The sequence below is a fragment of the Mesorhizobium sp. P2_B11 genome (genome assembly GCF_056404855.1).
In genome coordinates, this window is record NZ_JBFUDF010000007.1 from 338590 (window position 1) to 362585 (window position 23996).

General features: G+C 63.9%; 17 protein-coding genes and 1 pseudogene. 12 read left to right on the plus strand and 6 right to left on the minus strand.

Going from position 1 to position 23996, the window contains the following annotated elements; translation table 11 throughout:
- Positions 1-123 precede the first annotated feature (123 nt).
- Both ileS and AC1DYJ_RS24555 read left to right on the plus strand, forming a co-directional pair.
- The gene (gene ileS / locus AC1DYJ_RS24550; RefSeq protein ID WP_477282339.1) at positions 124-3111 is read left to right on the plus strand and encodes an isoleucine--tRNA ligase; all 2988 of its coding nucleotides are present in this window, start codon (positions 124-126) and stop codon (positions 3109-3111) included.
- A gap of 199 nt (positions 3112-3310) precedes the next feature.
- Entirely contained in the window at positions 3311-3994 is a 684-nt protein-coding gene (locus AC1DYJ_RS24555; protein WP_477282341.1) for a hypothetical protein, read from the plus strand.
- 28 nt (positions 3995-4022) lie between these two features.
- Here the strand turns inward: AC1DYJ_RS24555 and AC1DYJ_RS24560 are convergent, their stop codons facing one another.
- Positions 4023-4475 (minus strand): nucleoside deaminase, encoded by a 453-nt coding sequence (locus AC1DYJ_RS24560; RefSeq protein WP_477282343.1) that lies wholly within the window; start codon positions 4473-4475, stop codon positions 4023-4025.
- A gap of 199 nt (positions 4476-4674) precedes the next feature.
- Between AC1DYJ_RS24560 and AC1DYJ_RS24565 the strand changes: the two genes are divergently transcribed.
- The 5 genes from AC1DYJ_RS24565 to AC1DYJ_RS24585 all read left to right on the plus strand — a co-directional run bounded on the left by AC1DYJ_RS24565 (position 4675) and on the right by AC1DYJ_RS24585 (position 11273).
- A complete protein-coding gene (locus AC1DYJ_RS24565; protein ID WP_477426282.1) occupies positions 4675-6840 on the plus strand; it encodes a pseudouridine synthase in 2166 nt (721 codons plus the stop codon).
- A gap of 11 nt (positions 6841-6851) precedes the next feature.
- A complete protein-coding gene (rsmD, locus tag AC1DYJ_RS24570; RefSeq protein ID WP_477282347.1) occupies positions 6852-7406 on the plus strand; it encodes a 16S rRNA (guanine(966)-N(2))-methyltransferase RsmD in 555 nt (184 codons plus the stop codon).
- Between the two features lie 96 nt (positions 7407-7502).
- Positions 7503-8858 carry a M16 family metallopeptidase gene (locus tag AC1DYJ_RS24575; RefSeq protein WP_477282349.1) on the plus strand — a complete coding sequence of 452 codons (1356 nt, stop codon included), beginning with the start codon at positions 7503-7505 and terminating at the stop codon, positions 8856-8858.
- A 223-nt stretch (positions 8859-9081) separates the two neighbouring features.
- Entirely contained in the window at positions 9082-10398 is a 1317-nt protein-coding gene (locus tag AC1DYJ_RS24580) for a M16 family metallopeptidase (RefSeq protein WP_477282351.1), read from the plus strand.
- On the plus strand, positions 10395-11273 hold the full coding sequence (locus AC1DYJ_RS24585; protein ID WP_477282353.1) for a patatin-like phospholipase family protein: 879 nt from the start codon (positions 10395-10397) through the stop codon (positions 11271-11273). The genes AC1DYJ_RS24580 and AC1DYJ_RS24585 overlap by 4 nt, the downstream gene beginning before the upstream one ends.
- On the opposite strand, the gene AC1DYJ_RS24590 is transcribed toward AC1DYJ_RS24585, so the two are convergent.
- The 4 genes from AC1DYJ_RS24590 to AC1DYJ_RS24605 form a co-directional block, all read right to left on the minus strand.
- Positions 11270-11935 carry a 4'-phosphopantetheinyl transferase family protein gene (locus tag AC1DYJ_RS24590; protein WP_477282355.1) on the minus strand — a complete coding sequence of 222 codons (666 nt, stop codon included), beginning with the start codon at positions 11933-11935 and terminating at the stop codon, positions 11270-11272. The genes AC1DYJ_RS24585 and AC1DYJ_RS24590 overlap by 4 nt on opposite strands.
- Before the next feature lie 109 nt (positions 11936-12044).
- A complete protein-coding gene (locus AC1DYJ_RS24595) occupies positions 12045-12491 on the minus strand; it encodes a GNAT family N-acetyltransferase (protein ID WP_477282357.1) in 447 nt (148 codons plus the stop codon).
- A gap of 29 nt (positions 12492-12520) precedes the next feature.
- Positions 12521-16621: a Pls/PosA family non-ribosomal peptide synthetase gene (locus AC1DYJ_RS24600; protein WP_477282359.1), complete on the minus strand. Its 4101-nt coding sequence runs from the start codon at positions 16619-16621 to the stop codon at positions 12521-12523.
- Between the two features lie 484 nt (positions 16622-17105).
- The gene (locus tag AC1DYJ_RS24605) at positions 17106-17639 is read right to left on the minus strand and encodes a dihydrofolate reductase family protein (RefSeq protein WP_477282361.1); all 534 of its coding nucleotides are present in this window, start codon (positions 17637-17639) and stop codon (positions 17106-17108) included.
- A 274-nt stretch (positions 17640-17913) separates the two neighbouring features.
- Between AC1DYJ_RS24605 and AC1DYJ_RS24610 the strand changes: the two genes are divergently transcribed.
- Positions 17914-19359, plus strand: a complete 1446-nt coding sequence (locus AC1DYJ_RS24610) for a coiled-coil domain-containing protein (RefSeq protein ID WP_477282363.1) — start codon at positions 17914-17916, stop codon at positions 19357-19359.
- Between the two features lie 52 nt (positions 19360-19411).
- Here the strand turns inward: AC1DYJ_RS24610 and AC1DYJ_RS24615 are convergent.
- Positions 19412-19516 (minus strand): annotated as a pseudogene (locus tag AC1DYJ_RS24615) (IMP dehydrogenase); the annotation flags it as partial.
- 183 nt (positions 19517-19699) lie between these two features.
- Here AC1DYJ_RS24615 and AC1DYJ_RS24620 point away from each other — a divergent pair.
- The 4 genes from AC1DYJ_RS24620 (at position 19700) to AC1DYJ_RS24635 (ending at position 23994) form a co-directional block, all read left to right on the plus strand.
- Positions 19700-20749, plus strand: coding sequence for a LacI family DNA-binding transcriptional regulator (locus AC1DYJ_RS24620; RefSeq protein ID WP_477282365.1), 1050 nt, complete (start codon positions 19700-19702; stop codon positions 20747-20749).
- A gap of 64 nt (positions 20750-20813) precedes the next feature.
- Positions 20814-22055, plus strand: coding sequence for an ABC transporter substrate-binding protein (locus AC1DYJ_RS24625; protein WP_477282367.1), 1242 nt, complete (start codon positions 20814-20816; stop codon positions 22053-22055).
- Positions 22056-22207: 152 nt separating this feature from the next.
- Positions 22208-23137 (plus strand): carbohydrate ABC transporter permease, encoded by a 930-nt coding sequence (locus tag AC1DYJ_RS24630; protein WP_477282369.1) that lies wholly within the window; start codon positions 22208-22210, stop codon positions 23135-23137.
- Entirely contained in the window at positions 23137-23994 is an 858-nt protein-coding gene (locus AC1DYJ_RS24635) for a carbohydrate ABC transporter permease (RefSeq protein WP_477282371.1), read from the plus strand. Before AC1DYJ_RS24630 ends, AC1DYJ_RS24635 begins: the two co-directional genes overlap by 1 nt.
- The last annotated feature ends 2 nt before the right edge of the window (positions 23995-23996 follow it).

Below are 23996 nucleotides of genomic sequence, written 5' to 3' on the forward strand. Positions count from 1 at the left end.
CAGGCAGCTTGAAGGCTGCCGGAGCCGCCGGGAATCTTGGCGTGCGCTCTCGCACTTTTTCCAGATATTGATAATTCAACGCCCGAGCCTCTACGCCCGCCGGGCAATGCACATGGCAGACCAATGACCGACACTGTTGAAACGATCGACTATTCCAAGACGCTTTATCTGCCGCAGACGGATTTCCCGATGCGCGCCGGCTTGCCGGAGAAGGAGCCGCTGCTGGTCAAGCGCTGGCAGGACATGGACCTTTACCGCAAGCTGCGCGAAAGCGCGGCCGGCCGCGAAAAATACGTGCTGCATGACGGCCCGCCCTACGCCAACGGCAACATCCATATCGGCCATGCGCTGAACAAGATCCTCAAGGACGTCATCACCCGCTCATTCCAGATGCGCGGCTATGACTCCAACTACGTGCCGGGCTGGGACTGCCACGGCCTTCCGATCGAATGGAAGATCGAGGAGCAATACCGCGCCAAGGGCAAGAACAAGGACGAGGTGCCGGTCAACGAATTCCGCAAGGAATGCCGCGACTTCGCCGCGCACTGGATCTCGGTGCAGGGCGGCGAGTTCCAGCGGCTCGGCGTCGTCGGCGACTTCAAGAACCCCTACACGACAATGGCCTTTCACGCGGAGTCGCGCATCGCCGGCGAGCTGTTGAAGTTCGCCATGTCGGGCCAGCTCTATCGCGGCTCCAAGCCGGTAATGTGGAGCGTGGTCGAGCGCACCGCTCTGGCCGAGGCCGAAATCGAGTACCACGACTATGAGTCCGATACGATCTGGGTGAAGTTTCCTGTCCTTAACCGGGAATTTCATCGAGATGTGACAGGCGATGGCAACCATCACACCAAAGCGTATTTTGATACACATTCAGTCCCGGCAGAGCAGCAGATCTACGTGGTCATCTGGACGACCACGCCCTGGACCATCCCCGGCAATCGCGCCGTCAACTATTCGCCACGCGTCGCCTATGGCCTCTATGAGGTTACCGCGGCCGAGAACGCATTCGGTCCGCAGCCCGGCGAAAAGCTGATCTTTGCCGATAAGCTTGCAGAGGACTCCGCGACCAAGGCCAAGGTCACCTTGAATCGCCTTTGCAGCGTCTCGGCAGAAGTGCTTGGAAGCCTTGTACTTTCGCATCCGTTCAAGGGTTTTGGCGGCGGCTACGAATTCCCGGTGCCGATGCTGGCCGGCGACCACGTCACCGACGATGCCGGCACCGGCTTCGTCCACACTGCGCCCGGCCACGGCCGCGAGGACTTTGATGCCTGGATGGGGGCTGCGTCGGATTTGCGCCAGCGCGGCATCGATCCCGCCATCCCGTTCACCGTCGACGATGCCGGCTTCTTCACCAGGGACGCGCCGGGTTTTGGCCCGGACCGCGAGGGTGGGGCGGCGCGCGTCATCGACGACAATGGCAAGAAGGGCAACGCCAACCAGGCGGTCATCGACGAACTGATCAAGCGCAACGCGCTGTTCGCGCGCGGTCGGCTGAAGCACAGCTACCCGCATTCGTGGCGCTCGAAGAAGCCGATCATCTTCCGCAACACGCCGCAATGGTTCGTCTATATGGACAAGGACCTCGGCGACGGCACGACGCTGCGCAGCCGCGCGCTGAAGGCCATCGACGACACGCGTTTCGTGCCGGCTGCCGGCCAGAACCGCATCCGCGCCATGATCGAGGAGCGCCCCGACTGGGTGCTGTCGCGCCAGCGCGCCTGGGGCGTGCCGATCGCCGTCTTTGCCGACGAGGACGGCAATGTGCTGAAGGACGAAGCCGTCAACCAGCGCATCATGGATGCTTTCGAACAGGAAGGCGCCGACGCCTGGTTCGCGGAGGGCGCCAAGGAGCGTTTCCTCGGCAATCATGATGCCTCCAAATGGAAGCAGGTGATGGACATCCTCGACGTCTGGTTCGATTCGGGCTCGACGCATGTCTTCACGCTGGAAGACCGTCCGGACCTCAAATGGCCGGCCGACGTCTATCTCGAAGGCTCCGACCAGCACCGCGGCTGGTTCCACTCCTCGCTGCTCGAAAGCTGCGGCACCAGGGGCAGGGCGCCTTACGACACCGTCGTCACCCATGGCTTCACCATGGATGAGGAGGGGCGCAAAATGTCGAAGTCCCTTGGCAACACCGTCGTGCCGCAGGACGTCATCAAGCAGTCCGGCGCCGATATCCTGCGGTTGTGGGTGGTGACGACCGACTATTGGGAAGACCAGCGGCTCGGCAAGAACGTGCTGCAGACCAACATCGACGCCTACCGCAAGCTGCGCAACACCATCCGCTGGATGCTGGGCACGCTTGCCCATGACGACGGCGAGGAAGTGCCGCTGGAAAAGATGCCGGAACTGGAACGGCTGATGCTGCACCGGCTGGCGGAGCTCGATGAGGTCGTGCGCTCGGGCTATGACGCGTTCGAGTTCAAGCGCATCACCCGCACCTTGCTCGACTTCATGGTGGTGGAGCTGTCGGCCTTCTATTTCGATATCCGCAAGGACGCGCTCTATTGCGACGGACCTGCCAGCCTGAAGCGCAAGGCTTCGGTGCAGGTGGTGCGCCACCTCTTCGACTGCCTGGTGAAATGGCTGGCCCCGATGCTGCCCTTCACCATGGAAGAAGCCTGGCTCGACCGCCACCCCGATGCTGTGTCGCTGCATCTCGACCAGTTCCCGGACGTGCCGAAGAGCTGGAATAACCCTGAACTCAACGAAAAATGGAAAGCGATCAAGCAGGTACGTCGCGTTGTTACTGGTGCGCTTGAGATTGCTCGCGCGCAGAAGGTGATAGGTTCATCGTTGGAGGCCGTGCCAGTCGTGTATCTTGATTTCCCCTCGATCAACGAACTGATCGATGAGGCCGGCATGGCTGAGATCGCAATTACCAGCGGGCTGACATTCTCGTTTGAGAAAGCTCCTGAGGATGCCTTCTTCCTCAATGATGTGCCTGGGGTCGCCGTGGTCGTCGAAAAGGCCGAGGATCGCGGCCTGGTCAAATGCGCGCGCTCTTGGCGCTATACCGCCGATGTCGGGCAGGATGCCGAATTCCCCGACGTTTCGGCTCGCGATGCCGCGGTGCTGCATGAACTCAAGGCTCTGGGACGTTTGTGAGGCCACAAGCCGGTGCACAAAAGCCACGCCGCGTGGGCGAAAACCGCCCGCGCGTTGCCCTTAACGAGTGGTTGAGGTAAACACGCGAAACTCCGGAAGACAAATTGTCGCCGGATTTCCGTCGCAAGAGCGTGGACGATGGGGACCGGACCTTTGGCCGGTGACGATCGAGAGGCTGTCTAGAGTGGGACTTTTTGGCATGACCGACAGAATTTCCGTGCGCGTTGCGCTGCTGGCGCCGCTTGTCGCGTCCGGCCTCGCTCTGTCCGGCTGCATGGGTTCGCCCACCTACGGCACCGACAAGACGGCCGGCGAGCAGCTTGCCGGCGACCTGTCCGGCGCCTTTGCAATCTCGCCAAAGCACAAGCAACAGATCGACTACAAGCCGCGCCCGGAGCTGGTGAAGCCCGCGCCGGGGCAAAAGGAAGCGCTGCCGGCGCCGCAGGAAAGCATCGAGACGGCGAGCACCGATTGGCCCGAATCGCCCGAGCAGCGCCGCGCCCGTCTGCGTGCCGACGCCACCGCCCACCAGGACGACCCGGCCTATCAGTCACAGATTGTCGATGATGTGCAGAGCGATCCAGCGTCGGTGAAGAAGGCGCTGGCGGATTCGGGCTCGAGCCACCCGCCGCGCTGGTCGCCTGCGGATTCGGACAAGGGCCGCGCCGCCGAGATCCAGCGCCGCACGGCAGAAGGCAAGCAGGGCGATCCCACCACGCGCAAATATCTGAGCGAGCCGCCTTTGGCCTACCGCGCCGCCGCCGACACTGCGCCGGTGGGCGAACTCGGCGAGGACGAATACAAGAAGGAACGCCGCCTCAAGAAGGAAGCTGCCGCCAAGAGCAAGAGCGGTGGTCTCTTTGACTGGCTGCCTTCTTGGTAAGAAGCGCCGCCTTCCGCGTTTGAAGGCTCTACGGCTCGCGCCTTTCCCGAAAGAATTCCTTGAGCAGCATCGCCGCGTCGGCTTCGGCCATGCCCGGATAGATATCGGGCGTATGGTGGCAGGTCGGTGAGGCGAAGAAGCGCACGCCGTTGATCACCGCGCCGCCTTTCTCGTCGGCCGCGCCGAAATAAAGCCGGCGCAGCCTGGCGAAGGAAATGGCGCCGGCGCACATGGCGCAGGGCTCCAGCGTGACATAGAGGTCGTGGCCGGTCAGCCGCTCGCTGGAGAGCTTCTGGCAGGCCGCGCGGATCGCCAGCATTTCGGCATGCGCCGTCGGATCGGTAAGCTCGCGGGTGCGGTTGCCGGCGGATGCCACCACCGTATCGCCGCTGGCGATGACGGCGCCGACGGGAACTTCGCCGCGCAAGGCGGCGGCTTGCGCCTCTTGCAGCGCCAGCGCCATGAAATCCGGCCGCTTCACGCGGTTTCCATTCCGATTATCTCCTCGCCACTTAGCGGTGATCCTGTTATGGAGCGCGTCAACCCGAACATCGGAACAGATTTTCGGAAATGATCATGCGCCAAATCAAAGTGCTATAGCGTTCGTTGCGCGACGTCTCTAGATCGCGAGACAGAGCATGATGCGCCACGCTGTAGCAGCGCAAACGGACAAAGGCCACATGGACGACAACGACAAGAAATCTCCGCGCCACAAAGGCCCGGGCAAAAGCGGCCCGAGAGCCGTAGGGCCGCGCCGTGATGGCGCCGCCGGCAAAGGCGGCAAGCCTTCATTCGGGGCCAAGAAACCCTATGCGCCGCGTGGCGCCCGGCCGGCAGCGGCTGAAGGCGAGCGGCCGAAGCGCGACTTCAAGAGCGGCGATCGGCCGTTCAGCAAAGGGCCGCGTCCCGACGGCAAGCCTTTCGAAAAGCGCGAAGGGCCGCGCAAGCCCTATGCGCCGCGTGGCGACCGGCCGATGGCGGCCGATGGCGAGCGACCGAAGCGCGATTTCAAAAGCGGCGACCGGCCGTTCAGCAAGGGGCCGCGCCCCGAGGGCAAGCCCTATGAGAAGCGCGAAGGGCCGCGCAAGCCCTATGCGCCGCGCGGCGACCGGCCGATGGCGGCCGATGGCGAGCGACCGAAGCGCGACTTCAAGAGTGGCGACCGGCCGTTCAGCAAGGGACCGCGTCCCGAAGGCAAGCCCTATGAGAAGCGCGAAGGTCCCCGCAAGCCCTATGCACCGCGCGGTGACCGGCCTGCGGCCGCCGAAGGCGAAAAGCGTTTCGACCGGCCAAAGCGCGATTTCGGCGATCGCGCACCGCGCGACGCCGGAGATCGCCCGCAGCGCGACGCCGGCGATCGTCCGAAACGCGACTTCAGCGATCGTCCCAAGCGCGATTTCGGTGGTGACCGGCCGCAAGGCGCATCCGGCAGCGGTTTCAAGCCGCGCCCGCGCACCGCTGAGACTGAAGAAGCCGGCGAGCGTATCGCCAAGCGGCTGGCCCGCGCCGGCCTGGCGTCGCGCAGAGACGCCGAGGACCTGATCGCTGCGGGCCGCGTCAAGGTCAACAACCGGGCTTTGACCTCTCCGGCCTTCAACGTCATGCCCGGCGACATCATTCATCTCGACGGCATGGAAATCCCGCCGATCGAGCGCACAAGGCTGTTCCTGTTCCACAAGCCGGCCGGCGTCGTCACCACCAACCGCGACCCCGAGGGACGCAAGACCGTGTTCGACGTGCTGCCGTCCGAATTGCCGCGGCTGATGACGATCGGCCGCCTCGACATCAACACCGAAGGCCTGCTGCTGCTCACCAATGATGGCGGTCTGTCGCGCGTGCTCGAACTGCCGGCCACCGGCTGGCTGCGCCGCTACCGCGTGCGCGTTCATGGCAAGGTCGAGGAAAGCATGCTCGCAGGCCTGCGTGAAGGCATTGCCGTCGACGGTGTCTTCTACGGCGCCATCGAGGCGACGCTCGACCGTGAGCAAGGCACCAACGCCTGGCTGACGATCGGCCTGCGCGAAGGCAAGAATCGGGAAGTGAAGAACATCCTTGGTTCGCTCGGCCTCGACGTAACGCGGCTGATCCGCATCTCCTACGGGCCGTTCCAGCTCGACGACCTTGCCGAAGGCCATGTGCTGGAGATCAAGGGCCGCGTCTTGCGCGACCAACTCGGCGAACGCCTAATCGAGGAGTCCGGCGCCAATTTCGACGCCGAGATCACCAAGCCGTTCTCCAATCATCCGGTGCGGCGTGAGCGCGAAGTTGAGCCGGATCGGCCGAAAGTCACCCGCGAGGGCGACCATCGGCCAATCGGCGAGGGCGGCCTGATCAAGAACCGCAAGCGCAGGGAAGGCAGCCGCGACGAGGCGCTGGGAAAGCTGTCGACCAGCCCCGAGAGGGGGGCACGGCCGGAAAAGAGCTTTGGCGAGCGTGGCCCGAGACCCGAGCGGAGCGAGTTTCGCGATAAGCCACGTGGCGATTTCGGCGACAAACCGCGCGGTGGTTTTGGCGATAAACCCCGTGGCGCCTTTGGTGACAAACCGCGTGGCGGCAAAAAACCCGAGCGCGAGCAGAAGCCGATCGAGCCGCCGGGCCAGCGCAAGGCCAATGTCTGGATGGCGCCGGGGGCGCGTCCGATCGGCAAGGGCAGGGCGGAAGCCGATGCCGCCAAGGCGGCCGACGCCAAGGCGCGCAAGGCCTCGTTCAAGCCAGCCTATGGCAAGCCGGCCTATGGCAAGCCTGGCGGCGCCAAGCCGTTCGGCAAGCCGCGCGGCGAGCGTCCGGATGGCGGTCGCGGCGGTGAGCGGCCGCGCAATGGTCCCAAGGGTCCGCGGACCAGATGAGAGCCGTTTAGATGAGAATCGTCGGCGGCCAGTTTCGCGGGCGTCCGCTGGCGACGCCGCGCGACCAGGCCATCCGCCCGACCACCGACCGCGCCCGCGAGGCCGTCTTCAACGTGCTGGCGCACCGCTTCGCCGACAAGCTCGAAGGCGCCCGCGTGCTCGACCTGTTCGCCGGCACCGGTGCGCTCGGCCTCGAAGCGCTGTCGCGCGGCGCTTCCTATGGCGTCTTCATCGAAGAATCGGCGGAAGGGCGCGGCCTGATTCGCACCAATGTCGAAGCCTTTGGCCTCACCGGCCGCACCAAGATCTTTCGCCGCGACGCGACGGCCTTGGGCGAGGCCGGCACGCTTGCGGCCTTTGGCCTGATCTTCGCCGATCCGCCCTATGGCAAAGGCCTCGGCGAGCGCGCCCTGCGTTCGGCCAAGGCAGGCGGCTGGCTGCTGCCTGGCGCGCTCTGCGTGGTCGAGGAAGCCGCCTCGGCGCCCTTCGAGGTTGGGCCCGAATTCTCGGTGGTCGATGAGCGCAACTACGGCGAGACGGTGATCCGGTTCATCGAGGCTGCGTGAGGGCGGCGCGGTTTGCGCCTTCAAAATGACGCACAATTCACTTTGCCTCGGTGGCTAACCTTGCCTATCGTCGCGCAATCACAACCGGAGCCATTAATGACACTTCATACTGAATGGCTGCGGAGAGCGTTGCTCACCACCGCGCTGACCGTGGCCGGCCCGGCACTTGCCGCGGACGACGGCAAGGTGGCGAACTTCCTGCTGGACAACGGCATGGAGGTGGTGGTCATCCCCGATCACCGTGCCCCCATCGTCACCCATATGGTGTGGTACAAGATCGGCAGCGCCGACGAGCCGCCGGGCAAATCCGGCATCGCGCATTTCTTCGAACACCTGATGTTCAAGGCCACGACCAACCACGTTGCGGGCGAGTTCGACCGCGCCATTTCGGACATAGGCGGCTCCAACAACGCCTTCACGTCCTATGACTACACCGCCTTCCACGAGACGGTGACGCCGTCGGCGCTCGAACAGATGATGAGCTTCGAGGCTGACCGCATGCGCAACCTCATCTTGACCGACGAGGTCATCAAGACCGAGCGCGACGTGATCCTGGAAGAGCGCCGTTCGCGCATCGACAGCAACCCCGAGGCCGTGCTCGACGAAGAGGTCGATGCCACACTCTGGCAGAACCAGCCCTACCGCATTCCGGTGATCGGCTGGATGCAGGAGATGGAGCAGCTGAACCGCACCGATGCGGTTGCTTTCTATGACAAATACTACCGCCCCAACAATGCCGTGCTGATCGTTGCAGGCGATGTCGAGCCGGATGCGGTGAAGGCGCTGGCCGAAAAGACCTATGGCAAAGTCGCGCGCGGCCCGGACCTGCCGCCGCGCATCCGCCCGGTCGAGCCGGAGCAGAACACCAAGCGCACGGTGACGCTCACCGATGCGCGCGTTTCGGTGCCGAGCTTTTCGACGCAATGGGTGGTTCCGTCCTACCATACCGCAAAACCCGGCGAGGCCGAAGCGCTCGACCTGTTGGGAGAAATCCTTGGCGGAGGCACCCGCAGCCGCCTCTACCAGCAGCTGGTGGTCAAGCAAGGCATCGCATCGGGGACCGGCGCCTTCTTCCAGGGCACCATGCTCGACGCCACCAATTTCACCGTCTATGGCGCGCCGCGCGGCGACGCGAAGCTGAGCGACGTCGAGGCGGCAGTCGACGCCGAGATCGCCCGCATCATCAAGGACGGCGTCACCGCCGACGAGCTGGAGAAGGCCAAGGCCCGCTATATCAGGGCCATGATCTTCGCTCGCGACAAGCAGGACGAGATGGCCAATCTCTACGGCGCCGAACTCGCCACCGGCGGCAACGTCAGGGATATCGAGGAATGGCCGGACCGCATTCGCAAGGTTACCGCGGACGATATCAAGGCGGTCGCCGCACGCTATTTGCTGCTCGACCGTTCGACCACCGGCTATCTCTTGCCGCAGCAACAGGCGGGGAATTGATTTGATGACGAACCTGCATAACGCTGTGTTGCCTTCTCGCCTTATGCGCCACTTCCCTTCTCCCCTTGTGGGAGAAGGTGGATCGGCGCGCAGCGCCGAGACGGATGAGGGGTGGGTGAAAGATCGCCGTCGTCGCCAAGCTGGAACACCCCTCATCCGACCGAGCTTCGCTCGGCAACCTTCTCCCACAAGGGGAGAAGGGGGAGCCTGGCGGAGAGAAGGTATGGCCCTCCGCGTCTTCACCACGTTGTTCCTTTCCATCTTGTTCCTCGTCCTGCCGGCGCTTGCGGCGCGCGCGATGGACATCCAGCCGGTGACCTCGTCAAAGGGCATCAACGCCTGGCTGGTCGAGGATCACTCCATTCCGATCATCGCCATTCGCTTCGTCTTCGACGGCGGCTCGACGCAGGATCCGGCGGGGCGGGAAGGGCTGGTCAATCTGATGACCGGCCTCTTCGACGAGGGCGCCGGCGATCTCGACAGCGATGCCTTCCAGACCAGGCTCGACGATGCCGGCGCCGAAATGGGCTTCGACGCGGCCCGCGACGGCACTTATGGCGCCATGCGCATGCTGGCCGAGCAGAAGGATGCGGCCTTCGACCTGCTGAGGCTGGCGGTCACCAGTCCGCGCTTCGATCAGGCGCCGATCGACCGCATCCGCTCCCAGATCCTGTCCGGCATCCTCGCCAGTGAGCGCGACCCCAACACCGTCGCCCAGACCAAATGGCTGCGCGCCATCTATGGCGACCATCCCTATTCCAGGCCGGACCAGGGCACCAAAGACAGTATCGCCACCATCACCGCGGCAGATCTGGTTGCCTTCCACAAGGCCAATTTCGCCCGCAACGGCCTGCATGTCGCGGTGGTCGGCGACATCGACGCCGCGACGCTGAAACAGAAGCTCGACCAGGTGTTCGGCGATCTGCCGGAGAAGCAAATCCTGCAGCCGGTAGCCGACACCGAGCTGAAGCTCGACCAGCAGCTCGAGGTCGATTACGACCTGCCGCAGACATCGCTGCAGTTCGCCTATCCCGGCGTGAAGCGCGATGCGCCGGATTTCTTCGCCGCGGTGCTGATGAACCAGATTCTCGGTGGCGGCACCTTTACCTCGCGCCTCTATGACGAGGTGCGCGAAAAGCGCGGCCTGGCCTATAGCGTCGATTCCAACCTGGTCGATCACCAGCATTCCAACGCGCTGATCATCACCACGGCGACGCGTTCGGACCGCGCCGCCGAGACGCTCGCCATCGTCAAGGACGTGGTCAAGAAAATGGCCGAGGAGGGCCCGACCGAGGCCGAACTGGACGCGACCAAGAAATACATGGTCGGCTCCTATGCCATCAGCAATCTGGATTCTTCCAGCGGTATCGCCGCCACGCTGGTGGAATTGCAGCTCGACAATCTCGGCATTGACTACGTGCAGCGCCGTGCGGCGCTGATCAACGGCGTGACGCTCGATCAGGTCAAGGCGGCGGCGAAGAAGCTGCTGTCGCCGGCCCCCGCGATCATGAGCATCGGCCCCAAGCTGGAGGCCAAATGACAGGTCCCACGTTCGGCATCGCCTTTGGCGGCGGCGGCGCCCGTGGCCTGGCTCATATCCACATCGTCGAGGCGCTGGACGAGCTCGGCATCAAGCCGGTGGCCATTGCCGGCTCCTCGATCGGCGCCATCATGGGTGCCGGCATGGCCTCTGGCATGAGCGGCAAGGACATCGAGGACTATGCCCGTTCGATCCTGAGCCGCCGCGCCGAGGTCGCCGCGCGTATGTGGCGCTCGCGGCCGGGCACCATCGCCGAGGCCATGCAGGGCGGCATCCGCGTCAGCCAGTTCAACATCGAACGCATCCTGAAGGCCTTCCTGCCCGAAGCCATTCCCGAAACCTTCGCCGAACTGAAGATCCCGCTCAAGGTGACGGCGACCGACTATTTCGGCCACAAGCTCGCCGTCTTCGACGATGGCGATCTTCATTCGGCCTTAGCGGCTTCGGCCGCCATTCCCGCCGTGTTCCGCCCGGTGACGCGCGACGACCGCGTGCTGATCGACGGCGGCATCTACAACCCCGTGCCGTTCGACCTGATCGAAAACGCCGCCGACATCATCATCGCCATCGACGTCGTCGGCGCGCCGAGCGAAGCCGAGCGCAAGCACCCGACCACCGTCGACCTGATGTACGGCGCCACGCAACTGATGATGCAGTCGATCATCGCCCACAAGCTGAAGCAGAATCCGCCCGACATCCTGATCCGCCCCAACGTCTCGAAATACCGCGTGCTCGATTTCATGAAGATCGACACGCTGATGGCCGAGACGGCTGAGATCAAGGACGAGCTGAAGCGCGAAATCGAGAAGGCGGTTGAAGCGCGGGCCGGCAAGAGCAAACGCGGCACGCGCGCCACCGGGCGCGGCGCGCTTTAGCCTCGGCCAACGTCGACAAACGCCAGAACGACCACGCGCGGAGCAACGCAGTAAACAAGCCTCGCTCCGCGGCCTGTCCTGGTCATCGCGGCGCCTGTGGTCAGATCCACGACGATATCCTCATAGCCCAGCACTTCGCGATCAAGCGGATACACCGCCTTGTAGACGGCTTCCTTGGCTGAAAAGAGAATACGGCCGGCGAGGTGTCGATTGACCGGGTCTGTCCGGTCCGCTCCAGTTGCAACAAGCGCGAAGATGTCGTCGGGCAAGGGGTGGGCGGGCTCGACATCGATGCCGAGCGAGGCGATGTGGGAGACCGGCGCGACTGCCGCCACGGCCATTTCGTCGTCATGAGCCAGCGAACCCGTTATCCCCGGCGGCCATACCGGCGCGCCGGAGGATGCGCGCAAGACATCCACACCGTTCAAGCCCATATCCGCCAGCAGCCCGCGCGCGATCCACCGCGCCGCGCCGCTTGCCCGCCGCATCAGCGGCTGGCGTGACGGGATGGAGCGTGCTTCCTGCGGCAGCAGGTGGTTCTCATCGCCTTCGCGGATCGTGCGGCAGCCGAGCCGAACCCCGGTCGGCGCCATGGCGACCATCGCCGCCAGCAGGGTCGCCTGCGCCGACAGGCTCGCGCCGGCGTCTGGCTGCGGTGTCATGGCCGGTCGATCCGTCTAGAGCGTTTCACCGTTTCACGGAAACGGCGAACTGCTCTATCTCTTTGTTTGAGCATGATCTTTCCCGAAAACCGGGTTCCACTTTTCGGGATCATGCTCTAGGCAAAGCGAGGTCGGCGATCATTTCGCCGTCCTCGTCCAGCCCTTCCTCGACGAAGCCGGCGGCGCGATAGAGCTGGCGTGCCGCTTCATTTTCCGGTTCGTAGCAGATCGAAACGTGCCTGATGTGGCCGAGCCTCATGATTTCACCCAGCACTTCACGCAAAGCAGTCTTGCCGTAGCCTCTGCCTTGCCAGGCGCGGTCGATCATGAAGCGGTAGATCCGCGCCTCGTCCTCGTCGCGCGGCGCCTCATACATCAGGAACCCGACGACACGATCCCCGGCCATGATTGCGCGCGGGCGCGCGTCCCTGTCGGATCTGGCCTCGCGCAGCGAGGCCTCGTTGCTGGCGACGAAGTCCATCTGCTCAGGCGCCAGCTGCAGTGCCGTCACCAAGGCGCGATTGGCCGGGGTCACCGGGGCGACCCGGATGTCCATTGTGCTTCCGGATCGCTCTGTCACGAGCGTCAGACCCTGGAGCCGTCATCCGAAATCGGCTCGACGAACCGATGCAGCTTGGCCGGGTTACCGCGCCAGATCGAATTGGGCTCGAGCTCCTCGCCCTTCATCACGAAGGAATCGGCATCGACCATCGATCCCTTGCCCATCACGACGCCGTAATGGATGAAGGCCGACGGCCCAAGCGTGCAGCCATCGCCGATGCGGATGTAATCGGACTTGAAGGCGCCTTCTTCCAGCGAATGGGCCTGGATGACCGAGCCTTCGTTCAGCGTGACGTCGTCGCCGATCTCGACCAGCGAACGCTCGGTCAGGTTGGCGCCGCCGTCATAGACCCTGCTGCCGACCTTGACGCCCAGCAGGCGCAGGATCATCGGCCGGAACGGCGTGCCGGCGAACAGCCGCACGATCGGAGAATCCGCCAGCTTCCAGTGGCGTTCGTGGCGCCAGAAGTCGACGTCGTAGATCGTTGTTATCCGTGGCTTCAGTCTCCTGAAACCAAGGCTTGCCCGCTCGACGAAGATGTAGAACGGAATGGTGATGATCGAGGTCAGGATCACCGCCACGAAGAGCGCGACCTCGGCCCATTCGGTATAGTAGTTCAACGCGCGGTCCCAGATCGCCAGCGTGACGAACAGCATGACCCATTGCGTGGCCAGGAACAGAAGGATCGTCACCAGATTGTGACGGTTCTTGAACGGGATGCGCTTGCGCCGGTCGGCCTCGTCGACGCCGGCGATCAGCTCCTTGTCGCGGTTGACCATGCGCGGAATTTCAAAGGATGGCGAACCGAGTAGCCCGACATTCTCGCGCACCGGCCCATCGATGGGGACCATCACCTTGGTGCCGAGCAGCACGTTGTCGCCCGTGCGGCCATCCGGCGGATAGTAGATGTTGTTGCCGAGATAGTTGCGCTCGCCGATCCGCGTCGGCTCGAGCCGGAAGGCCGAGGCGGACTTGTGCAGGTTGATCATGAACAGGCCGTCCGAAACCATGGTCTCGGTGCCGATCTCGCACAGGAGCGGGTTTTCGTGCTGCTGGTTGGAGCCGAAATTGGAACCGGTCTGCACCACCTTGTTGAGGTTCCAGCCGATGGCGCGCATGTAATAGACAATGGCCGAGCTGTCGCCGAACAGCAGCCCGAGCACACGCGAGTTGCTGGAAAACTCTGAGACGGTCTGCAGCCAGTAGCGGAAACCGTAGAGCGTATAGGTGCGGCCAGGCTTCAGGATCAGGCTGATCACGCGCGGCACCACCGTGGCGGCGAAAAAGGCGAGCGCGCCATAGCCGAAAAGCGTGACGGTCGTGCCGATCGCGACCAGGCCGATCGTTTCCTGATAGTCATCGCCGACATATTCCCAATAGCTATGGAACAGCAGCGGCAGCGGGGTGACGACAGCGAACAGCAGCACCAGCTGGACGGCTTCGTAGAGGAAACGCCGTACCTCATAAGCGTTCGCGTTGCGCACCTTGCAATAGTCGGCCGTGGTCGGCACAGCGGGCGATCCATGCCAGTGCTCGCCGTCCGGAATGCTTTGTCCGCGCTGCAGCGAGGAGGAATGGCCGAGCTGGCCGCCGTCGCCGATCGAGGTGTCGATGTCGAGCGTGGAGCCGACGCCGACAAAGGCATCGCGGCCGATGGTCAGCGGCCCAGTGTGGATATAGCCGGCCTGCGCGCGATAGCCGAGGATCATCGATTCCTTGCGCAGGATGGTGTTGTCGCCGATCGAAATCAGGTCCGTGCAGACCGGCACGGAACGCGATTCGATGACGGCGTTGTGCCCAAGCTTGGTGCCGAGTAGCCGCAGATAAATGCTGTAGAGCGGGCTGCCGCGGAACAGCACGACAGGTGCGGTGCGGATCAGCGTCTTGACGACCCAGAAGCGATAGTAGCGCCATCCCCAGATGGGAAACGCCTCGGCCTTCCAGCGGCCGATGAGCACCCATTTCGCCAGGACGGCAAAGCCCGACATGCCGAAGAACACGGCGGCCGAAAGCGCCACGCACCTGACATAGAGCTGCAGCGGCTCGTCGAGCGCGTCATAGACCCAGTTGAGGCCGGTGTTGATCGCCCACAGCGCGACATAGCTGTAGGCGAGGTAGAACGAAAGCTGGGCCATGCCGCAGGTCCAGTAGACGAGGTTCGAGGCCCGGCGGGTCAGCACTGGCTCGAAGGTGGCCGTCGTCATCTCGCCTGGAATGGCCAGATGCTCGGCCAGGCGCGCGACCGTCGGATAGAGATAGATGTCGCGCATGGACGTCGTCGCCCACTCCTTGCGGGTGCGAACGCGGGCACAGAAATGCGCCATTAGCAGCGAGTTGGCGCCGAGGTCGTCGAAGAAATTTTCATCGACCGACACCTCTTCGACTGTCAGCACCCCGGCCAGGGCGTCGGCCAGGAAACGCTCATCCTCATTGCCGGGCGGCACCATGGCACGGTCGGCCGAAAGCCTGGTGCTTGTCGGCTTCGGCAACTGGCGCAGATCCACCTTGTTGGAGACCGTCATCGGGATGGCAGGCAGTTCCTCCAGATAGGCGGGCACCATGTAGTCCGGCAGACGCCGCTTCATCGTCTGGGCAAGGTCCGCGCGGGAAATTGCCGCTACGCCGGTTTTAAGCGCGTAATAGGCAACGAGTTCGACGCGGCCGGGCTCGATCTCCCAGGTGGTGACGGCGGCCTGGGCGATCTCGGGCTGGTCGAGCAGCACGGCCTCGATCTCGCCGAGCTCGATGCGATACCCCCGGATCTTCACCTGTGTGTCGATGCGCCCGGCATACTCGATCTCGCCCCTGGCGTTGATCCGGCCAAGGTCGCCGGTGCGGTAGATGCGCTGCGACGGGTTGTTCGGCAGGCCGACGAAATCGGCAATGAATTTCTGCTCGGTCAGGTCCGGCCGGTTGAGATAGCCGACGGCGAGCCCGATGCCGGCAATGCCGATCTCGCCCAGTTCACCCGGCTCGGCAAGTTGCGGCAGCGAGGCGTCGAGAATGACGATCGAGTAGGTCGGCAACGGCGCGCCGATGGTCACCGGACTGTCAGGCGTCAGCGCCCCCATGGTCGCGGTAACGGTCGCTTCGGTCGGGCCATAGGTGTTGAGGATCTGCCTGCCCGGCTTCGACCAGCGCACCACCAGATTGTGCGGGCAGGCCTCGCCACCCACCAAAAGCGTGCGCAGGCTGGGCACGTCCGATGTCATCGACGACAGCAAGGTCGGGCTGCAGGCCATGCAGGTGATATCATGGAGGCGCAGGAAATCCGCCAGTTCCTCTCCCACCAGTGGCATCTGGCCAGGTGCGGGCACCACTGTCGCACCAGCGACGAACGGCACCCAGATCTCTTCGGAGGAGAAGTCGAAGGCGATGGTCATGCCCTGGTAGACCCGGTCGCCCGGCCGGTATCCGTAGGAGGAGGCGGCGACCCGGATGAAGTTGACAAAACTCTGGTGCTTGATGACCACGCCCTTGGGCTTGCCGGTGGTGCCTGAGGTATAGAGGATGTAGCAGATGTCGTCGGCGGTCTTCGCATGCGGCTTCAGCGGCGCGGGCGACTGAGCGCAAATCTCTGCGGCGGCGCTGTCGATCAACACATGCGGAACGGCCAGTTGACCGGCGCGTGACGCGTAGGCGGCGATGGTGACGATCATGCTCACCCCGGCGTCTTCGATGATAAGCGCCATCCGCTCCTGCGGAAATGCGGTGGCCAGCGGCACGAAGGCGGCTCCCGCCTTCATCACCGCCAGCAATGCGACATAAGTCTCCGCCGACCGGTCGAGAATGAGCCCGACCCGGTGGCCCGGCCGCACGCCGTGCTTGATCAGCATGCGGGCAAACTGGTTGGCACGGCCGTTCAGTTCCTCATAGGTCCAGACACGCCCGTCGGAGATCACCGCCGGCAACGCGGCGAACGCTTCGGCGAGTTGCTCGAACACCGTATCGAGCCGCTCACCCGGCAGGCCATGCCGGACAAAGTCGGCGCCCGTCAGGATCTGGCCATGGGCGGCCCTTGCCGGGCCGTGAGCGATCCTTGCCAGCGCATCGATGCTTGCCAGGCCGTCGATCGGCGTTGCCGTGTCGCTGTCCAGTTCGGCGATATCGTAGTCCATTTCCATAACTCTCTTGTCCTGGCCAGGCGGCTGTTCATGCCGCCGCTCGAGCAGGCCGCCGCTGAGATTTTGTTGGTGGAGGACCGACGCTTCCAAAAAGGAAGAACCCGGAATCCCGATCGGGAGGCTTATGCCAGCCGATCTTTTCGCCAGTTTTTCCGAACGGTTGAATTTTGTTTCTGGATTGTGTCTGGGCGGGGGAGGGCGAAGGGTGGTGGAGGCGCGCGCCGAGGGAAACTGCTGATCTCCCCCCTTGTGGGGGAGATGGCCGGCAGGCCAGAGGGGGGCGCCGTAGAGCGCCGGCCTGTCAACAGAATCGCTGTTTTCCAGTCGCTACGATATTGGTCGGTCTTCGCGCTTGGAACGTCCGAAGTCGCGCTCCTTCGCGCCCCCGCTGCCCTGCCGGGCGTTCGTCATTCGGAAAGCCAAGCAATTGGCTTTCCGTCCGCTTCGCGGACCACTCCTCAACCCCCACAAGGGGGAGATTAGCTTACTTCCCAGCCGTATATTCCAGCGCCACCACGCCATTGCTGAACGTCATGGCCGAGATCGGCTCCAGGGCCACAGGCATATCGGACGGAAACAGCTTCTTGCCCTCGCCAACAGTGCCGGGGTAGCTGAGTAGCCTGACGCGATCGACAAGGCCGTGGCGCAGCAATTCCTGGGCGACGCTGAGGCTGCCATGCACATAGATGTTGCCGCCGCTGCTCTGCTTCAGTTCGCTCACCGCTTGCGGCAACGGCCCCTGCAGCAATTCCGCAGGCCCCCAGTCCAGCGCCTTCAGGCTGGTCGAGGCGACAAATTTCGGCAGCGCGTTGAACCGGTCGGCAAAATCGCCGGTTTCGCTCGGCCACGAGCCGGCAAAGATCTCATAGGTCGTGCGCCCCAGAAGCATGGCGCCGCTGTCGGCAAGCTCATCCTCCTTGAACCCTTGCATCTCATCGTTCCAGGTCACTTTGGGCAGCTTCTCGACCTCGGCAATGCCGTCGACGCTGATGAATTCGGTGACAATCAGTTTTCGCATGGCGTTCTCCTTCTATGGCCAGAGGACGGATGGCGCCGAGCCGATGCGACACGCTGCGGCAAAAAACGCCGCACTTGTTGGGCCGTGCTGAGGGTGCAACGCGCCTTCAAAGTCCCGCCATGGGAAAAAACCTCTCGCTGGGCCGGAGGCATGGATCAACATGGCTATCCAAGCTTGGCCGGGAAGGGCTTCCCCAACGGAACAAGCGGATGTAGAAGGGAACATTAGCAAATCATTAAGTATAGAATTTGGAGTGAGCGAAGGGTGTTAGGTCATGAACCTCAAGAGTCTTATGAAGCGTGCCGCGAATTCCGACAAGGCATTTGAGAAGATCGAAGCCGAGTTGGCGGATGCGGTCGATGAGTGTCTTGAACTGGGCGATCTGTCGTCGCCGCAAGACGGCCCTGTTCCCGACGAGAACCTTGCCGCAAACAATGAGCGCTTGCAGCCAGAGGACATTCCCCGGGCTGGCGACGGCACAACGCCGGCCGAGAGCGCACGGCGGCTGACGCCGCATGCGCAAAGCCGGCTGGCCGCATTGAGCGCGGTGGATGGGCTCTTTCACAATGCGCAGGACTATCTGGACGAGATCAACGCGAAACTCTCGGACATATCTAATTCGCACAATCTCACCCGCGATTACCTGAACCTCCTGCACGGCGACGTTCTTCGCGCCAACGAGCTGGAGCTGGCAACCATCGACCTGACCGCGCAGCAGGGAGCGTTGTCGGAACAGCTCCACGACGCAACCAGGAAGCAGCGCGAGCGCGAAGCTGCCTTCGAGGTCCTGAAGCAGCGCGAGGCAAGCCTGGTCCAGGACCGGGAGACACTTCGCGAGGCACTTGCGGCGGTAAGGCTGGAACTCGTGAAGTCAGCCAATGCAAGCGCCAAGCGCGAGGCCGAGTTCGGCGACATCGTCAAGGCGCTGACGGCCAAGACGGTCGAAGCCAACAGACGGGCGCGCGAAAACAAGCTGCTGCGCGAAAAGCATGTCAGCCTGGCGATGGATGTCGACACGGCGCGCAAGCGCGAAACCGGAGCGCGCCACAGGCTGGACGAGCTTTCTGCGATCCACACCACCGAGGTGGCGCGGCTTTCGGAACTGCTGGCGGCACTCGGCAAGAGCGAGAAGGAGGAACTGCGGTTGCAGAGATCCCTTGAGCAGGCGCAGACCAAGCTGGCGGAAATGACTGAAGCGGCTTCCATGATGGAAGCCGACACGCAGGCCGAACTCGCCCGCAACCAGCTGGAGACAAGCGGCTTGCGTTCCGAGATCCAGAGCCTGCAATCGAGGCTGGAACTGGCCTCGAACGAGAGCAGCGCGGCCTCAGCCGAGGCCGCCAGGCTCAAGGCTCAATGGGGCGACGCCGTTGCTGAAAAACAGATCGCGGACGAAAGGCTGGCTGCTCTGATGAAGGAGAGCGAAAGCGACAAGATGAGCCTTTCGACCGCGAACGCCGATCTATCGCAGCTTTCGCTGCTGCACGCCTCCCAACAGATGGAGTTGGATGTCCAGCGGCAGGAATGCGAGGAACTGCGAGCCGAGGTCGCGGCTCTCAATGCCCGCGTCAAGGAACTGCTGCCCTTTGAGCGCCTGCACAAGGTTGCCAGCGCCAAGCCGCGCGAAGGCGTCGTGGTAGAAATCAACGGCCCGGTGGCGGGAGCCGCCCGCGCCGCAAGCCGCCGCCGCGCGCGCCGCAACCTGCGCGCCACGCCTTAGCGGCGTTGCTACGGCGGCCGACAGCATTGCAAGGACGGGTCCTGCAGCTAGGTCAGACCCGAAGGAGGGTCTTGATCGCGCGGCGCTCGTCCATTGCGCGGTAGCCTTCGGCGACATCGGCCAGGGGCAATTCCAGATCGAACACCTTGCCGGGTTGGTCCGACGCGGCGAGCGAAACCCGGGCATGTCCATGGCCTCTTGCAATGGCCGAATCCTTCGCCTAATCTCACGTTGAGAAAACCTTTTCCCAAACTGCGCCTTTGCTCACGGCCTCTCCAGTCGGCAATGAGCAAGGCGATAAGAGAAAACCTTTTCCCAACTAAGGAATCCGCGTCGCAAAATGGTTTCCGATGCCGCGCCTGCGCCCGCCAAGACCCCCGTCACCTTGCGTGAGGTGGCGTCCGCCGCCGGCGTCAGCGTGGCGACGGCGTCGAAGGCGCTGAACGGGCAGGGGCGCATGACGGCGGAAACGCGCGAGCGTATCCGCGAGACGGCGCAGCGGCTGGGCTTCCGGCCGAACAGCCTGGCGCAGAGCCTGTTGCGCAAGCGCTCCTTCACCGTCGGGCTGCTCACCAACGATACATACGGCCGCTTCTCGCTGCCGCTGATGGCCGGCGTATCCGATGCGCTGGTCGATGCCGGCGTCTCGGTGTTTCTGTGCAATGTCGAGGACGACCAGCGGCTCGGCCAGCTGCATGTCGAGGCCATGCTTGACAAGCGCGTTGACGGCATCATCGCCACTGGCAAACGCATCGACCGCCATCTGCCGGTCGATCTCGCCAATTTGCGCATTCCGGTGATCTACGCCTTCACCCAGCCCGATCCCGACGCCATCGGCTTCGTCTCAGACGATGCCGGCGGGGCGCGGCTGGCGGTCGAGCATTTTTGCGCGCTCGGGCGCCGGCGCATCGCCCATGTCAGCGGTCCGGCGAGCTTCGCCGTGGTGCATGAGCGCGCCCGGGCCTACCGCGAGGTGCTGGCCGAGCATGGCCTGCCGGTTGCCGAGCCGCTGCTCGGTCACTGGTCGGAGGCCTGGGGGCATGAGGCCGTCGCAAGACTGTTCGACGGGAGAGCGGGCAGGGCGGAGAAACCCGACGCCGTCTTTTGCGGCAACGACCAGATCGCGCGCGGCGTCATCGATGCTCTACGCGAGCGCGGGGTCAGTGTGCCCGGCGAAGTCGGCGTCATCGGCTTCGACAATTGGGAGATCGTGGCCGAAGCGACGCGGCCACCGCTGACCTCGGTCGACATGAACCTGTCAGCGCTTGGCCGCGAGGCCGGGCTGGCGCTGCTTTCGCTCGTTGGCGGCCAACCGGCCGCGCCGGGCATCCGAAAACTGCCGTGCCGGCTGGTGGTGCGTCAGTCATGCGGCCGCCCACCGGGCGGCTAGGCGAACGCGCGGCGCGATCTGCGCCGCAATAGGGAGGAGAACAGAACCAATGAGGAGGAGAACCATGAAGACCATGATTGCCGGGCTCGCGCTCGCCGCAAGCATCTTTGCTCTGCCCGCTTTTGCCGCCGACACGGCCAATATCTGGGTCCGCGCCGACGGTTCGAATTTCATGCCGCGCATCGTCGATGCCTTTAACAAAGGCCATGAGAACCAGATCAAGCTCGACATCATCCCCAATGCCGAGATCATTCCGAAATATGGCGCAGCGGCCGCCGGCGGCACCGCGCCCGACGCGCTGTCACTCGACCTGATCTACACGCCGGCCTTTTCCGCCGCCGGTCAGCTGGAAGACATCACCGACTGGGCGAAGTCGCTGCCCTATTTCGCCAGCCTGTCGCCGGCGCACGTCAAGACCGGCACCTACAAGGGCCGCATCTACGGCCTGCCGTTCTCGGCCGATAGCTCGGTGCTGATCTGGAACAAGAAGCTGTTCAAGCAGGCCGGGCTCGACCCAGAAAAGGGCCCGACCAACTGGGCCGAAATCGAGGCCGACGCAGAGAAGGTCAACGCGCTCGGAGGCGACATCAAGGGCTTCTACTTCTCCGGCAATTGCGGCGGCTGCAACATCTTCACCTTCACGCCGCTGATCTGGGCCTCGGGCGGCGACATCCTCTCCGAGGACGGCTCCAAGGCGACGCTGGACAGCCCGCAACTGCGCGGCGCCATCGACCTCTACCGCTCGATGGTCAAGAAGGATCTGGTGCCGGCCGGCGCGCAGACCGATACCGGTTCCAACTTCTTTGCTGCCTTTGCCGCCGGCAACATCGGCATCTCGCCCTCCGGCGCCTTCGCCATCGGCGCGCTCAACACGCAGTATCCTAATGTCGATTACGGCGTCACCTTTCTGCCGGGCAAGGATGCCGGTTGGTCATCCTTCGCCGGCGGCGACAATTTCGTCGTCACCAAGGGCACCAAAAAGCTCGCCGTGGTGAAGGAGTTTCTTGACTTCGCCTATTCGCTGGAGGGCCAAACCATCCTGGCGAAATACGGCAGCCTGCCGGTGCGCGGCGACATCGCCAAGGAGGCGCTGAAGGATCTCGACCCGCGCTACCAGATCGCCGCCGAGGCGATGGCCAAGGGCCGCACGCCCTATTCGGTGGTGTTCAACGATTTGATCAACTCCGCCAACGGCCCGTGGACGCAGATGGTCAACGAAGTCTTCTTCGGCGACGATGTCGACGGCGCGATCGCCAACGCACAGGAGACCATGCAGTCGATCATCGACCAGGCGCCGCAGAAATAAGGGCTGACGGGACGGCAGCGGTGGCGCAACGCCCTGTCGTCCGAGGTCCTGATCCGGCCGCCCGCCCGTCTCCCTGGACGGGCGGCCGGATGTCGCATCGCCCTACCTCCCCTCGAGGGGGAGGGGAACGTAGCGCCAACGGAAGAGCAGGCATGACATCAATCGTAGCCACAACCTCCGCCCCGCCCCGCGCCAGAAAACTGGTCGGTGCCGGCCGCCGGCAGTGGATCGGCTTGCTCTATGTCGCGCCGGCCGTGGCACTGGTGGTTGTCTTTTTCATCATCCCGCTCGGCATGACGGCGTGGATGTCGTTGCACAACTGGCCGCTGATGGGCGAGCACAGCTACATCGGACTGGATAATTATTGGGCCATCCTGCGCGACACCAGGTTCTGGAACGCGCTGCGCTTCACCGGCCTCTACACGGTGGTGGTGACGATCGCCATCTTCGCCGTCGCCTTTCCGCTGGCGCTGTTCATCGAGCGTCCGAGGCGGCTCACCAGCCTCTACCGCACGTCCTTCTTCATGCCGGCCGTCGTCGGCTTTGCTTCGGCGAGCCTGCTCTGGTCGTGGCTTTTGAATGTCGATTCCGGCCTGTTCAGCCCGGCCGCTTACGACCTCGGCCTGATCGGAAAGAAATTCAACCTTCTGGCCACCTTCCAGCCGGCCTTCTGGTCGATCATCGCCATGGTCGTATGGAAGGTGGCCGGCTTCACCATGATCATCCTGATGACCGGCCTGCAGTCGATCCCGACCGATCTGCAGGAGGCGGCGATGATCGACGGAGCAGGGCCGTTCGCGCGCTTCCGCGCCATCACGCTGCCCTTGATGCGCCGCACGCTGGCGCTGGCGCTGATCCTGTCGGTCGCGGGCTCGATCCTCGCCTTCGACCAGTTCTACATCATCCTGCGCGGCGGCCCGCGCAACCAGACGCTGACCGCCGTCTACTGGATATTCAACCAGTCCTTCGTGTCGTTCAAGCTGGGCTATGGCGCCGCACTGTCGATGATCCTGCTCGCCATCCTGGTCGCGCTCAGCACGTTCCAGCTCTGGCTGCTGCGCAAGCCAGAGGGGGTCGACTGATGGCGCAGGCAAGAAGCCGCAACAGCCGCTTGCGCCTCGGCATCGCCGAGCACGCAACCGGCATCATCGCCTCGGTGCTGTTCCTGGCGCCGATCGTCTGGACGGTGCTGTCGGCCTTCAAGCCGGCGCAGGAGGCGCGCCTGCCGCCGCTGCCGCCGTGGCCGACCACGGGCTTCTCGATCGAGAATTACGGCACGCTCAACACCTTCGGCGACGGGCTCTGGCTGCCGGCGCAAAACAGCATCTATGTCTCGGTCATGACGGTGGTGTTTTCCGTCATCGTCAGCGTGCTTGCCGGCTACGGCTTCTCGCGCTTCCGCTTTCCGTTCAAGGACCTGCTGTTCGTCGTCATCCTGTCGACGATCATGATCCCGTTCCAGTCGATCCTGACGCCGATCTTCCTGGTGCTGACCAAGGTCGGCCTGCACAACACGCTGACCGGTCTGGTCTTCGTCTATGTCACACTGCAACTGCCGTTCTCGATCTTCATGATGCGCAACGCCTTCGACGCGGTGCCGCGCGAGATCGAAGAGGCCGCCCGCATGGACGGCGCCAACAATCTCACCATGCTGCTGAAGGTGATGCTGCCATTGGTTTGGCCCGGCATCGTCACCATCGCGCTGTTCGCCTTCCTCGGCGCCTGGAACGAATTCCTGGCCGCCCTGGTGCTGATGACCGACCAGTCGAAATTCACGCTGCCGATCATGATGACCGCACTTCAGTCCGGCCGCTTCGGCGCCATCGACTGGGGCGCCGTTCAGGCCGGCGTCACGGTGATGATGGTGCCTTGCCTCATCCTCTTCCTGTTGCTGCAGCGCTTCTACATACGCGGCCTGATGGCCGGCGCCGTGAAATGACC

What these genes read in the sequence shown, in the direction of transcription:
- AC1DYJ_RS24595 (WP_477282357.1), bottom strand. Translation starts at nt 12,491, where the DNA reads ATGGACATCCGGGTCGCCCCGGTGACCCCGGCCAATCGCGCCTTGGTG.
- AC1DYJ_RS24585 (WP_477282353.1), top strand. Translation starts at nt 10,395, where the DNA reads ATGACAGGTCCCACGTTCGGCATCGCCTTTGGCGGCGGCGGCGCCCGT.
- AC1DYJ_RS24625 (WP_477282367.1), top strand. Translation starts at nt 20,814, where the DNA reads ATGAAGACCATGATTGCCGGGCTCGCGCTCGCCGCAAGCATCTTTGCT.
- AC1DYJ_RS24575 (WP_477282349.1), top strand. Translation starts at nt 7,503, where the DNA reads ATGACACTTCATACTGAATGGCTGCGGAGAGCGTTGCTCACCACCGCG.
- AC1DYJ_RS24555 (WP_477282341.1), top strand. Translation starts at nt 3,311, where the DNA reads ATGACCGACAGAATTTCCGTGCGCGTTGCGCTGCTGGCGCCGCTTGTC.
- rsmD (WP_477282347.1), top strand. Translation starts at nt 6,852, where the DNA reads ATGAGAATCGTCGGCGGCCAGTTTCGCGGGCGTCCGCTGGCGACGCCG.
- AC1DYJ_RS24610 (WP_477282363.1), top strand. Translation starts at nt 17,914, where the DNA reads ATGAACCTCAAGAGTCTTATGAAGCGTGCCGCGAATTCCGACAAGGCA.
- AC1DYJ_RS24590 (WP_477282355.1), bottom strand. Translation starts at nt 11,935, where the DNA reads ATGACACCGCAGCCAGACGCCGGCGCGAGCCTGTCGGCGCAGGCGACC.
- AC1DYJ_RS24605 (WP_477282361.1), bottom strand. Translation starts at nt 17,639, where the DNA reads ATGCGAAAACTGATTGTCACCGAATTCATCAGCGTCGACGGCATTGCC.
- ileS (WP_477282339.1), top strand. Translation starts at nt 124, where the DNA reads ATGACCGACACTGTTGAAACGATCGACTATTCCAAGACGCTTTATCTG.
- AC1DYJ_RS24630 (WP_477282369.1), top strand. Translation starts at nt 22,208, where the DNA reads ATGACATCAATCGTAGCCACAACCTCCGCCCCGCCCCGCGCCAGAAAA.
- AC1DYJ_RS24565 (WP_477426282.1), top strand. Translation starts at nt 4,675, where the DNA reads ATGGACGACAACGACAAGAAATCTCCGCGCCACAAAGGCCCGGGCAAA.
- AC1DYJ_RS24580 (WP_477282351.1), top strand. Translation starts at nt 9,082, where the DNA reads ATGGCCCTCCGCGTCTTCACCACGTTGTTCCTTTCCATCTTGTTCCTC.
- AC1DYJ_RS24620 (WP_477282365.1), top strand. Translation starts at nt 19,700, where the DNA reads ATGGTTTCCGATGCCGCGCCTGCGCCCGCCAAGACCCCCGTCACCTTG.
- AC1DYJ_RS24635 (WP_477282371.1), top strand. Translation starts at nt 23,137, where the DNA reads ATGGCGCAGGCAAGAAGCCGCAACAGCCGCTTGCGCCTCGGCATCGCC.
- AC1DYJ_RS24600 (WP_477282359.1), bottom strand. Translation starts at nt 16,621, where the DNA reads ATGGAAATGGACTACGATATCGCCGAACTGGACAGCGACACGGCAACG.